Source organism: Bacillus sp. ABR (genome assembly GCF_056172715.1).
In genome coordinates, this window is record NZ_JAOYSL010000001.1 from 444,768 (window position 1) to 457,120 (window position 12,353).

Below are 12,353 nucleotides of genomic sequence, written 5' to 3' on the forward strand. Positions count from 1 at the left end.
GCCTAATTTTGTATTTTCCATTGAAAGGGGTCCTCAAATGTAGTCCAATCTTGATCAAATTCCTCAGGTGTGAGCAAGCATTGATCAAGAGTGCGAATAATTTCTGCTTTAGGCAAATCCACACCGATAAACACAAGTTTTGTATGACGATCACCAAACTCTGCGTCCCACTCATCTAGAAGCTCTGGTTCCTGATTTAATATCCGTGTTTTTTCTTGCTCAGACAAAGCAGCAATCCAGTATGCAATTGGTTCAATCGCAACAGATTTCCCAGCTTGTGAAATTAAAATGGTTAAATCATGATGTGTGGCAAGCCAAGTAAAACCTTTCGCACGAACGATCTGCTCAGGCATTTGATCTAACCAATTATTCAGCCTGCCTGTATGAAAAGGGAGTCTTCTTTCGTAAACAAAGGATGAAATTTGGTATTCTTCTGTTTCCGGCGTATGCTGAGCATGTCCTGCGTTGATCTCTTTGATCCATCCAGCAGAAGCACTTGATTTTTCAAAGTCAAATAAACCAGTATTCAATATGTCATCTGGCTGTACTTTACCTTGTGAGGTTCTGATGATAGATGCTTCTGGTTGTAGTTTGTTCAGCACATGCTCAAGTCGATCTAACTCTGAGGATGATACTAGATCACATTTATTGATAATGAGCACGTCACAAAATTCAATTTGATCAATGAGTAAATCTGAAATTTCTCGTTCGTCGTCATCGGAAACCGCTTCTTTACGATCTAATAAACTCTCTCCTGACTGGAAATCAGTCCAGAAGCGATTTGCATCTACTACTGTGACCATCGTATCTAGTCGGCAAAAGCGGGTCAAATCTATGCCCATTTCTTCATCAATATAAGAAAACGTTTGAGCGACGGGAATTGGTTCACTAATTCCAGTTGATTCAATGACAATATAATCGATATTACCTGTCTTACAAAGGCGTTCTACTTCAATTAACAAGTCTTCTCTCAAAGTGCAGCAAATACAACCGTTAGATAATTCAACTAGTTTCTCATCTGATCGAGAAAGCTCACCGCCTTGTTTGACTAGTTCTGCATCAATATTAATTTCGCTCATGTCATTGACGATCACAGCCACTTTTAATCCTTTACGATTTTGAAGAACATGATTTAATATCGTTGTTTTTCCTGCTCCTAAAAAGCCGCTTAATACTGTAACAGGTATACGCTTATTCATTTGTTTTTGTCCTTTTGAAAACGATCATTTTGTTTTCCGCCTCACTTAAAAAGTAATCATTACGATTTATTGTCTAAAAAATTTATTTTGTTTCTCTATGAAGGGTATATTTCTTTAATCGAGGAGAATATTTTTTTAACTCCAATCGGTCGGGATTCGTTCTTTTATTTTTTGTTGTGATGTAGTTTCTGTCACCTGTTTCAGTACAGGCCAACGTAATTTTCACGCGCATAAGTAATAGGATCCTCCTTTAATTCGTAATAGTTACGATTTGTATTTTAAAATGAACAAGACTGAATGTCAAGCATAGGGGGATAATCCAAGCCAAATGATAAAAACAAAAGGGGTATCGAACGACCATTGATACCCCACTCGATTAATAAAAGTCACCGAGTTCTTGTTCGTAATCACCTTCATACTGCTGGACATCATAAGGTATTTCTTGGAGGAAGGCTAACCCGCCTAGTATAAGCATCAAAACAATGGCAATGAATGAAAGAATAACTGCGGCAATACTTGAAATGGCAAACAGTGTCTGCATTTTCATCATCTTAGCGTATTGTTCTAATAATTCTTCGTAAGAAGTATCAGGAGCCTGAATCAATTGTTCAGCTGCTTTTACAGATTTTTGTACATGGATTCCCATCATAATGAGGAAGACGCCAAGGGCTGCAGGAAGAACAAGCCAAAAACCAATAAGAATAGCCAGACCGCCTGAAATATAGAGAAAGATACTACCAACCTTTCCCCACTTTACGATTGAATGAAGAGATTGAATGATTTTCTCAGTTTGTTGCATTGGTGTTCACTCCTTTATGTATTCACTCTTTATCATACTTGAGTAAGTAGTGCTTTAGGAAGAGTGAATGTTGATTAATGAAAATGTTTCTATCTTCACCTCACTATTTATGGATAAATAAATTATTTCCAAATAAGAAAAAAGTAACATTTACTATTAAAATTATCGATAAATTATGTCATAAACAAGATTGATAGTAAAAAATAATTAGTAAATTTATCAAAATATGTTGTTAGTTGTCTTGTAATTGGTTATTATTGTGTTGTATTACCATAAAAATTGGAAGGTGGAATTCATATGTTAGATCGTTTCTTAAACAAAATGACCAATGTTCAACCTGCAGCTGCAAGATGTATTTTGCAAAAATTAGTCACTTCATGTAAATCAGCACCGACTTGTTTCCTTCAAGGTGTTGGAACTTTCCGTTACTACGTGGATCGTGACACAGGTGAGATTTGTACTAGTCAAGAACGCGTTAGATGTGGCTGCTAAATTTAAGGATCTTATTTAATAGGATGTGAACGCATGAGCATATCTTCAATTTCATTCTTAACAAATGCTATGCAGACGTCAAATAGGCGTCAAGCGGGTCAATCATCAAATTCTTTTTTAACCCAAGCGGCTCAAATTGTTCAAGGTGACCATTCTCCAGAAGAGAGAAAGGCATTATTTCAACAACTTACTTTAGTTCAGCAAGGTAAAGATTTGGAACTTCATGTTTCTAAATTAAAGGAACTAGAGAAAGAGGCTCAAAAAGAGACGTCTTCTTCGTCTGTTACTGTGAATCAGCATGGTGACCAAGTAGACATTTCAAATGAGGCACGGAGTGAGTTTGAACAAGCCGAGGAACAGGCTTCAGATGAAGCAAGAGAAGCTGCTGCAGGGGAAAAAGATCTAGATGTTCACTCAGATCCACAATAAAAAAATGAGGCATGTGTTTGATATTCTTCACATGCCTCATTTATCTTTATTTTGCAGATATCCTTGAATAAAGACCATCCGGAAAAGGTGCTGCATATGAGATGATTTCATCTTCTTCTACCATGATGTAATACGGAAATTCTTCAATTTGGAATGTGTCTATCATTTGTTCGTCCACTGGGATAATTCGCATGTTGGTTTTATTATCACGATATAATTCTTGATCCTCTTTTTGCCCATTCTTTAGCAAAATACTAAATGAAACGTCTAATTTACGCTGATTTTTCGTTTCTAGGAATTGTTCAAGTGATGGAATGCAATGCGGACATGATGTATCAGTGAAAATAAGCAGCTGCTGCTTACTGTTGGTCTGCAGTAAATCATTCACTGGAATAGGTGATGGTTTTTCAAGTAGCGGATGCACTAGTTTTTGTCCGACATGCTGTATCGGTAAAATGATCAGTTCCATTTGTTGTTTTAAATAGATGATGACTCCGATCGTTAATAATAGGCTGCAAAGAATAAGAGTGAGCTGTAAAAGTAAGATTGCATTCATCGTATATCGTCCTCTCAGAGTGAAGTTACGCAAAGCTATCATAATACAAATATCAAAAATATGTCAATTATACTAAATGGTGTAAGGTGGAGCGTTTGATGAGTACAGTGAACCATTGTCTATATGCAATCTCCTATACTTGGAAAAGAAGTCGATCTTATCTTCTTCTTACCTTATTGATCCAAGTAATCGTTGGTTTTATGCCTTTGGCTAGTGTCTGGATTATTCAAACTTTGATTAATGAAATTATTTTATTCATGACGTCTTCAGGAGACATTCAAAAGGTTTTGTGGTTATTTGGACTGCAAATGGTCATCGTGGTTTTAGGATATGGGCTTCAATTCGTTCTTCAGCTTAGCCAGCAGAAAGCGACAAATTTGATTGGTCTGCATTTGAAGGGTGAATTGCTTCAAAAGGCGATCAGGCTGCCGTTTATTACATTTGAACACCCTTCTTTTTACAATGAAAGTCAACGTGTGATGAACAGTCATCAGCATGTTCTGAGTATGGTTAGAAGTATCTTTACAATCATGAGCGCATTGATTACTGTTGTATCACTTCTTTTCTATATGATCGGTATCCATTGGGGCTTGGCAGTTATTCTGATCGTGTTTACCCTGCCTGTCTTATGGATTGAGCTTTTCTTTGGAGGAGCGCGTTATCAATTAAACCGCATGTTAACTGCCAATGACCGCAGAGAAATGTATGTGTCCGATCTTGTTGCGCAACGAGATTCATTGAAGGAAATCCGTTTATATGGAATCGGGGATTATCTTCTTCAGAAATGGAAAGGTCATTATGTAAAAAGTGCAGATGAAAAATATAAACTGCTTAAGCGGCAAGTTCGCTGGGAGATGGCGGGCGGGTTGCTTATGACATTTTCCTATGTATGCTGCGGTCTTTTTATTGTCTTTCTTATTTTTCAAAAAAAATTAGCTGCCGGGACATTTGTCGCTGTGCTGCAAGCGGTGCAAAACATCCAAAGTGGTTTTCAGGACTTAACAAGAGAATGTTCTAGTTTATATGAAACAAGTCTTTATATTGATGAAATGAGAGCTTTTCAAAAGAGAGAAGAAGAAATTCATGAGCAGGTAGAAGAGGGGGCATCGCTTCGGAAGATCGAGTCTATTCAGTCTATTACACTTGAAAATCTCTCATTTACTTATCCGAATATGAAAACACCTGCCATTGAGCATATACATTTTCATATCAATAAAGGTGAACGTATTGCATTGGTGGGGGATAACGGATCAGGTAAAACCACCTTGATCAAATGTTTGACCGGTTTATATGATCCAGATCAGCCGAATATGCAAAAAGTCAACGGTGAGTCTATTTCTACCATTCATAAAAAGTCATACCATGCGAGAATGGCTGTTCTTTTTCAAGATTTTATGAAGTACGAGTTCACTGTGAAAGAAAACATCGGGTTTGGCCGTATTGATCATATGGACGAGAAAGAGCGGATGATCTCAGCTGCACGGCAAGCAGGCATAGAGAAAAGAATTCATCAAATGGAAGAAATGTATGATGCACAGCTTGGACGGTTTTTTGAAGAAGGACATGAACTGTCTGGCGGACAATGGCAAAAGCTCGCGATGGCTAGAACCTTCTTTAGAGAGAGTGATTTTATCATTTTAGATGAACCGACTTCTGCTCTTGATCCACTCTCGGAAATTTCACTCATTCGAAAGCTATTCGATCACACGCAGGATCAGGGTGTCTTGTTTATCACACATCGAATGGGAGCGGCCCGTTTAGCAGACCGTATAATCGTAATGAAAGATGGTGCTTTCGTTGAAGAGGGGAACCATAATGAACTGATGGTGTTGAACGGAGAGTACAAAAGGCTTTACGAGGCACAATCTCAATTATTTCAACAAAAGGAGATGGCGTAAGGTGAGTGTCTTTTATTATATAGGTGTCTATTTACTAGGGATCATTTTTGCGGGTGCATGGTTTGATAAAGTGAAAAAACAGACGGCACATATGCAGCAGATGGATGCTTATCGGCTGCTGCCTCCTTCTTTCACGGCACCCATGTTTTATTTGTTTTTAACTGCTGAATTGGTTTGTACTGGTTATTTGTTCATATGGCACATGACTCTTGTACCTGCGATTGGTCTTACAGCACTTTTATGTATTTATACTGGAGCGGTGACCTTCAATTTATTGAGAGGACATCGTGATATTTCTTGCGGCTGTGGTGGACTACTTGATAATGAACGCCTTCACTGGGGAATTGTGATTCGCAATGTGTCGATGCTGTCTCTTGTGATCGGATTGTTTTATGTGCATTCCTATGTAGAAACCATTCCATGGCAATATAACATTATTTGTTTTCTCATTGCCGTGGCTGTCTCTTTCATAATAGCGGTGGGTCAAGAAGTCTTAATGTTTAAAAGAAAATGGATCAATCAATTTGAATTATTTATAGAAGGAGACGATGTGAAATGACAGATATTCTATTGATTATTGTGTTATTCATTGTCATTGCTCAGCTGGCTGTGATATTTTTGCTCGCCCGTTTTATCGGAAAATTTATGAATAAAATTAAAACCCTTGATGGAATTGAATTAAAGGAAGCGGATGTGGGGGATCCTGCACCGTTATTTCGAAGCTATTCCCATTTAGGGAAGAAGGTCATTTTGAAGGAATATTTTCAAAGTGGGAGTGCTGTGATGCTGTTATTTGTGAATTCTACTTGTATGACGTGCAAAAGTATTTTGGCAGATCTGCAGCAGCAAATCGCTGGCGATGATACTCAATTCATTATTATTAATGGAGATGAGCAGGCGGATGATACGCCGATCCTTGAATTGCTTCCGTCCCAAGCTGTGTATACTCGTTCTTCACAAATTATGGAGCTGTATGGGGTAACGGTTGTTCCACAAGCAATTCTCATTGATGAACAAGGTATCATTCTGCAAAGAAAATCTCTTCAAAATGCGAAACAGTTTGAACAGCTGTTACATGCGTCATAAAAAAGCGTCTCTTTGTCAGGGAGACGCTCGTTTTATAATTCTTTTCCTAGGATATCTAAATCGTATCTGCTGCCGTCCATTTCTGCGATGCGTGGCAGGTGGCCCCATGTCTCAAAGCCGTGCTTTTTAAATAGTCGAATGCTGGCTTCGTTGTGCCCGAAAATAAAGGCAAGTAACGTTCGAATGCCTAATGACGGTGCTAACTCAATGGCTTCTTGTAAGAAAAGTGAGCCTAAGCCTTTTCCTCGATAGTCTTGGTTCAAATAGATACTCATTTCAACGGTCCCGTTGTATGCAGGTCTACCGTAAAATGTTTCAAAGCTCAGCCAGCCGTAGATAATTCCATCCTCATCTGTTTTCACATAGAGAGGTCTTTTTTCGGAATGATTCAAAAACCATTGCCGGCGGTCCTCGACAGAAACTGGTTCTGTATCAGCTGTCACTTCTCTTGAAGCAATGGTTGAATTGTAGATATCAACGATCGCTTTGAGGTCATCTTCTGTTGCTATGCGGTTGAAAGTTTTCACAATTAAGTCCCCCATCTTTTTTTCATTTATCATACATATTATTGATGCGATTGCGCAAAATAAAAAGAAAAATGATTTCGTGTGTATATATTTTTTGAAAAGTGTTCAGAATGTTGCTGAGGTGATGAAAAATGAGAGAGGAAGAAAAGAAACGTACTTCCAAAATCACAAAAGTTCAGCAATTTTTCCGTAAGCGCTGGGTATTCCCTGCTATTTACTTGGTCAGCGCAGCGGTCGTGTTAACAGCCGTTCTTTGGTATCAAGCTGTATCAAAAGATGTGAAAGACCAACTATCTGATGGAAATCAAACAGGGCAAGAACAGCGCGATGATGCTGTTGAAGTTGGAAAGCCAATTGAAAATGTCGCAATGCCGGTCCAGAATTCTGATAATGTTTCTGTCGTGAAAAAGTTCTATGAAGCAGATGCTGACCAAAAAGAAAAAGAAGCAGCACTTGTAAACTATAATAACACCTATACCTTGAGCAAAGGTATTGATCTTGCAGATAAAGATGGCAAAGTGTTTGATGTCACAGCTGCTCTTAGTGGAACAGTGGTTCAAGCGAAAAAAGATCCAGTTCTTGGTCATGTCGTTGAAATTGAACATGAAGATGGATTATCAACTGTCTATCAATCGTTGTCACAAGTGAGTGTCAAAGAAGGCGATGAAGTGAAGCAGAATGATGTCATTGGTGCTTCTGGTAAAAACCTATATGGCGCTGAAAGCGGCAACCATGTGCATTTTGAAATTCGTATGGAAGGTTTAGCGCTTAATCCGCTTAGCTTCATTGACAAGCCTGTTTCTACGATTGAAAAAGCAGCGCAAGAAGTGACGGAACAAGCAAAAGAACCTGCTCAGCCAAAGACTGAGGAAAAAACGAAGGAACCTGCTGCTGAAGATAAAGCCAAAGAGCCAGCTGGAGAAAAATCGGAAGAAAAGTCTGATGAGAAGGGGAAATCCTCTGATCAAGAAAAGTCTTCTGATTCCTCTAAAGACAGCAGTCAGTCAGAAGAAACTAAACAATCTTAATGTCTTACAAGGTCCTCTGTGTATATAAAAATATGCAGAGGTTTTTTTCTGCTTAAAAAGATCCTCCGCCACTCGGCGGAGGATAAACTATAGGGCGGCAGGTCCTTCTTCACCTGTCCGAATGTTGATTGTATTTGCTATCTCATATATAAAAATTTTCCCATCCCCTGGTTCGCCTGTACGAAGTACCTTTTGAGCTGTTTCAACGACCTGTTCGACAGGTACTTTGCTTAGGACGATTTCGATCTTTAATCGTTCGTACACGTTGCTTTCTCTTTTGACGCCGCGGTATAGCTCTGTATGTCCCTTTTGTAAGCCGCAGCCGTGTACATTTGAAAAGGTAATCGAGGTGACACCAATCTTTCCAAGCTCCACCTTTAATGTTTCAAAATTAGCTGGACGTGTGACAATCTCCACTTTATACATTTTGCTCATAGAGACACCCCTTTTTCTTTAATCTTGATAAGCTTTTTCACCGTGCATGGTTAAATCAAGACCCACGGATTCTTCTTCTTCGGTTGCACGAATTTTGAAGAAGACATTGACCAACTTGATGATCACGTATGTCACAACGGCAACAAAAGCGTACGTGGCAACAATCGCGACCACTTGCTTCCAAAGTAAGCTGGGATCTCCGTAAAATAAGCCATTGGCTCCACCGTCATTGACAGAAGTTGTGGCGAAAAGTCCTGTTGCAATTCCTCCCCAAGTACCGCCAATTCCGTGAAGGCCGAATGCGTCTAGTGCGTCATCATAGCCAAATTTGGCCTTGAGAGAAAAGACGCCCCAGAAACAGACGATCCCGCCAATGAATCCTATTATAATAGAAGCAAACGGTGTAACAAAGCCTGCGGCAGGTGTAATGGCGACAAGACCTGCGATGGCTCCAGAGATCGCGCCGAGCATGGTTGGTTTTTTGTTGATCATCCACTCTACTAACAGCCAGCCGATGATTCCTGCAGCAGCGGCTGTATTGGTGTTAATAAAGGCAAACATGGCCACGCTGTCTAATGTAAGAGCACTCCCCACGTTAAAACCAAACCAGCCAAACCAGATGACAGCTCCGCCGAGAAGGGTGTAGATCAAGTTATGCGGAGAAGAGCTTGCTGCGTCTTTACGCTTCCCGAGCACAATCGCCACGACAAGACCTGCAACACCGGATGAGATGTGAACCACGTTTCCGCCTGCGAAGTCAAGCGCACCCATCTCGCCAATCCAACCGCCGCCCCATACCCAGTGTGCGACTGGAGCGTATACAAATGTGACCCAAAGGAGTGTAAATACAACGACTGCTGAGTAGCGAATCCTTTCAGCAAAGGCACCTGAGATGATGGCTGTTGTTAAGACGGCAAAGGTCATTTGGAACATCATGAACAATGAATGTGGAATGGTCTCGCTATAGGAACCGGGTTCAAAGCCTACGCCTTTCAGGCCAACCCAGTCTAATCCTCCGATCCATGCATTGCCTGGTGCAAAAGCTAAGGAATAACCGAATACGATCCATACGATTGAAACGATCGCTAGTGACGTTAAGCTGTGCATGGTTGTGCTTAAAACGTTTTTACTTCTCACGAGTCCTCCGTAGAATAAAGCTAAACCCGGTGTCATTAACCACACGAGTAGTGCGCAGAAGAACATAAATACTGTATCACCCATTTGCATGCTGCATTCCCCCGAATCATTCAGAATTATTGTTTTCTTAATTCTTCATTATAGAGAGAAAAGTCATATATAACATATACGTGTAAGTTTATCTAACATGGTTTTTTGGTTAAGTTCAATATAAATGGATGAAAAGTTCGTAAAAAATGAGCAAAAACGTCAGTTAAGCACTAAAAATGAAGGGCGTTTGACCTATAAAATGGAGCTGAGAAACAGTTTTGTACGTTCCTCCCTAGGAGAATCAAATAATTCCGAAGGGACGCCTTCTTCGACGATGCGGCCCTCGTGCATGTAGACGACACGGTCAGCAACTTCTTTCGCAAAGCCCATTTCATGTGTGACAATGACCATGGTCATGCCTTCTTTTGCGAGGCTTTTCATCGTTTGCAGCACCTCGCCTACAAGCTCTGGATCAAGGGCAGACGTAGGTTCGTCAAATAACATGACATCAGGCTTCATAGCGAGAGATCTGGCGATGGCTACACGCTGTTTTTGACCGCCTGATAGTTTAGAAGGATATACGTTGGCTTTATCTGCAAGTCCGACTTTATCTAACAAGGCGCTCGCTTCGGTGATGGCTTGCGCTTTCTTTGTTTTTTTCACCATAATAGGTGCTTCAATGATATTTTCAAGCACAGTTTTGTGCGGAAAAAGATTAAAATGCTGAAACACCATTCCTATTTTTTGTCTCATTTCGTTTAATTGATCGCGCTTTGGATGAACAGGGCTGCCATCGATGATGATATCTCCGTCATTTTTTATTTCTAAAAAGTTCATACAGCGGAGCAGGGTGCTTTTTCCAGAACCGCTTGCGCCAATTAAGACGACTACATCATTTTCATAAACGGTGAGATCGATATCTTTTAAAACATGAAGCTCTCCAAAGTATTTATTGAGTTTTTCAACACGAATGACTTCCTTTGATTCTGTCATACTACTCCTCCTATTGGTCACTGGCTGATAATTTCTTCTCAAAGGTTTGGACAGCGAATGTTAACAGCAGGACAAGAACTAAGTAATAGACGGCTACAACAAGTAAATACGTCATATTATCAAAGCTGTTGGAGCCTTGCGTGGTGGCGATGTTAAATAGTTCATTCACACTAATAAAGGCGGCGAGTGATGAATCTTTTAAGCCGATAATGAACTGGTTGCCAAGAGGGGGGAGGGCGCGCCGCATCGCTTGCGGGAGAATGATGCGCCTCATGGTTAAAAAACGACCCATGCCAAGAGAGCGTCCTGCCTCTTTTTGCCCCTGATCGATGGATTGGATGGCGCCTCTAAATATTTCGGCTATATAGGCGCCATTATGAAAGGCGAGCGCAATGGAAGCAGCCCAGAAGTCGGGTATATTCAATTCTGTGAGACCGAAATATAGGATGAAAATTTGAACAATAAGTGGTGTTCCGCGTACAAGAAAGATATAAGCATTGGCAATATAACCGAAAACGGCTATGCGGGATATTTTCAATAAAGCAAAGAAGAGCCCGATGAACATACCGATGAAGATGCTGATCACCGTGAGCTGTAAGGTGATCAGCATTCCTTCTACGAAAATGCCTCTAGAATCAATGAGTGTCTGAAAAAAGTGTGCTAAGGTAGGCAAAACAATCATCTCCATTTGAAGAAAGTGCGCCTATAAAAAGGCGCACAATCGTGGTTTTAATCTTGTTTGACCGTGATGTCTTCATCAAAGTACTTTTCACTAATTTGTTTTAATGTTCCGTCTTTTTTTAATGCATCAATCGCATCGTTGATCTCTTCTATGAGCTGTTCATTTTCTTTTGATACAGCAATTGCCTGCTCGCTTTGTCCGAGTCTTTCCTGCGCTTCGATTTTCAATTTTTTCTTCATCGCTTCTGCACCTGTGGCGAAATCTGTCACGACTGCATCGTGTTTTCCGTTGGCTAGTGCTTCTAAGGCGACGACATCACTATCGTAATATTTTGGTTCTTGCCCGCTATGTTCCTTTGCAATATCAGCGTAGGACGATCCTTTTGATACAGCAATTTCTTTGTTTTTTAAGTCATCAGCATGTTGAATGTCTGCTCCAGGTCTTGTGAAAATTTGCGGACCAGAGTAGTAATAGGGCTTAGAAAAAAGGACGTGTTTTTTTCGTTCCTCATTGATGGTATGACTGGCAACTGCCGCATCAAATTTACCTGCTTTCACACCTTCGACGATGCCTGCGAATTTATATTTTTTCTGTATAGGTTCGAGACCTAGTTTGTCACTAATCGCATTGCCTACGTCGATATCAAAGCCGGACATCTGATTTCCATCCATGTAACTAAACGGATGAAATTCACCTGATGCTGCAAAAATAAATTTTCCATCCTCCAAAATTGGCGACCCTTTCGCTGTAGAATTACGTTTATCTCCGTTCCCATTTGTTTCGTTTGAACCACACGAAGACAGAAGTAATACTGCAACCGAGAAAAGGGCTGGGACCCAAAACCGTCTTTTTTTAATAATAAGCTTCTCCTCCTTTTCAGCCGTTCTCCCTGTAAGGAGAAAGTAGGCTTTTAAATATGAAATGAATATTACCATCTCTTCCTCATATTCTCAATTTTATATGTGCTTTTCCAAAAGCCACCCTTTTTAAAATGTATGTCTAGCTTTTCCGAGAGAGAACTCGATTTGATCAGGGTAAAAAAGGGAATTGAATCTCATAATA

Annotated in this window: 15 protein-coding genes; 5 read left to right on the top strand and 10 right to left on the bottom strand. The window is 40.1% G+C overall.

Annotated features, from left to right (window positions below):
• Nucleotides 1-2: 2 nt before the first annotated feature.
• The 3 genes from OIT90_RS02215 to OIT90_RS02225 form a co-directional block, all read right to left on the bottom strand.
• A complete protein-coding gene (locus tag OIT90_RS02215; RefSeq protein WP_058838564.1) occupies nucleotides 3-1,199 on the bottom strand; it encodes a GTP-binding protein in 1,197 nt (398 codons plus the stop codon).
• Between the two features lie 82 nt (nucleotides 1,200-1,281).
• A complete protein-coding gene (rpmG, locus tag OIT90_RS02220; protein ID WP_003214771.1) occupies nucleotides 1,282-1,431 on the bottom strand; it encodes a 50S ribosomal protein L33 in 150 nt (49 codons plus the stop codon).
• Between the two features lie 144 nt (nucleotides 1,432-1,575).
• A complete protein-coding gene (locus OIT90_RS02225) occupies nucleotides 1,576-1,998 on the bottom strand; it encodes a DUF5362 family protein (protein WP_039182073.1) in 423 nt (140 codons plus the stop codon).
• Nucleotides 1,999-2,523: 525 nt separating this feature from the next.
• Here OIT90_RS02225 and OIT90_RS02230 point away from each other — a divergent pair.
• Entirely contained in the window at nucleotides 2,524-2,919 is a 396-nt protein-coding gene (locus OIT90_RS02230) for a hypothetical protein (RefSeq protein ID WP_144489936.1), read from the top strand.
• 46 nt (nucleotides 2,920-2,965) lie between these two features.
• Here OIT90_RS02230 and OIT90_RS02235 read toward each other — a convergent pair whose 3' ends face one another.
• On the bottom strand, nucleotides 2,966-3,475 hold the full coding sequence (locus OIT90_RS02235; protein WP_474892214.1) for a thioredoxin domain-containing protein: 510 nt from the start codon (nucleotides 3,473-3,475) through the stop codon (nucleotides 2,966-2,968).
• Nucleotides 3,476-3,573: 98 nt separating this feature from the next.
• Here OIT90_RS02235 and OIT90_RS02240 point away from each other — a divergent pair, with 98 nt between their 5' ends.
• Genes OIT90_RS02240 through OIT90_RS02250 form a run of 3 tightly spaced genes read left to right on the top strand, consistent with a single transcriptional unit; the run spans nucleotide 3,574 to nucleotide 6,459 of the window.
• Nucleotides 3,574-5,373 carry an ABC transporter ATP-binding protein gene (locus OIT90_RS02240; protein WP_126682412.1) on the top strand — a complete coding sequence of 600 codons (1,800 nt, stop codon included), beginning with the start codon at nucleotides 3,574-3,576 and terminating at the stop codon, nucleotides 5,371-5,373.
• A 1-nt stretch (nucleotide 5,374) separates the two neighbouring features.
• Nucleotides 5,375-5,932 (top strand): MauE/DoxX family redox-associated membrane protein, encoded by a 558-nt coding sequence (locus OIT90_RS02245; protein ID WP_058838568.1) that lies wholly within the window; start codon nucleotides 5,375-5,377, stop codon nucleotides 5,930-5,932.
• Nucleotides 5,929-6,459 carry a TlpA family protein disulfide reductase gene (locus OIT90_RS02250; RefSeq protein WP_058838569.1) on the top strand — a complete coding sequence of 177 codons (531 nt, stop codon included), beginning with the start codon at nucleotides 5,929-5,931 and terminating at the stop codon, nucleotides 6,457-6,459. The genes OIT90_RS02245 and OIT90_RS02250 overlap by 4 nt, the downstream gene beginning before the upstream one ends.
• A 32-nt stretch (nucleotides 6,460-6,491) precedes the next feature.
• On the opposite strand, the gene OIT90_RS02255 is transcribed toward OIT90_RS02250, so the two are convergent.
• A complete protein-coding gene (locus OIT90_RS02255; protein WP_047202534.1) occupies nucleotides 6,492-7,001 on the bottom strand; it encodes a GNAT family N-acetyltransferase in 510 nt (169 codons plus the stop codon).
• Between the two features lie 116 nt (nucleotides 7,002-7,117).
• Here OIT90_RS02255 and OIT90_RS02260 point away from each other — a divergent pair, with 116 nt between their 5' ends.
• A complete protein-coding gene (locus tag OIT90_RS02260; protein WP_034281210.1) occupies nucleotides 7,118-8,014 on the top strand; it encodes a peptidoglycan DD-metalloendopeptidase family protein in 897 nt (298 codons plus the stop codon).
• Nucleotides 8,015-8,101: 87 nt separating this feature from the next.
• Here the strand turns inward: OIT90_RS02260 and OIT90_RS02265 are convergent, their stop codons facing one another.
• From OIT90_RS02265 to OIT90_RS02285, 5 genes are all read right to left on the bottom strand, one after another.
• Nucleotides 8,102-8,449, bottom strand: coding sequence for a P-II family nitrogen regulator (locus tag OIT90_RS02265; protein WP_039182051.1), 348 nt, complete (start codon nucleotides 8,447-8,449; stop codon nucleotides 8,102-8,104).
• 18 nt (nucleotides 8,450-8,467) lie between these two features.
• Nucleotides 8,468-9,676 (bottom strand): ammonium transporter, encoded by a 1,209-nt coding sequence (locus OIT90_RS02270; RefSeq protein WP_039182048.1) that lies wholly within the window; start codon nucleotides 9,674-9,676, stop codon nucleotides 8,468-8,470.
• A 192-nt stretch (nucleotides 9,677-9,868) separates the two neighbouring features.
• A complete protein-coding gene (locus OIT90_RS02275) occupies nucleotides 9,869-10,609 on the bottom strand; it encodes an amino acid ABC transporter ATP-binding protein (protein ID WP_099663740.1) in 741 nt (246 codons plus the stop codon).
• A gap of 10 nt (nucleotides 10,610-10,619) precedes the next feature.
• Nucleotides 10,620-11,297 (bottom strand): amino acid ABC transporter permease, encoded by a 678-nt coding sequence (locus tag OIT90_RS02280; protein WP_126682410.1) that lies wholly within the window; start codon nucleotides 11,295-11,297, stop codon nucleotides 10,620-10,622.
• A gap of 41 nt (nucleotides 11,298-11,338) precedes the next feature.
• Nucleotides 11,339-12,226 (bottom strand): transporter substrate-binding domain-containing protein, encoded by an 888-nt coding sequence (locus OIT90_RS02285; protein WP_058838573.1) that lies wholly within the window; start codon nucleotides 12,224-12,226, stop codon nucleotides 11,339-11,341.
• Between the last annotated feature and the right edge of the window lie 127 nt (nucleotides 12,227-12,353).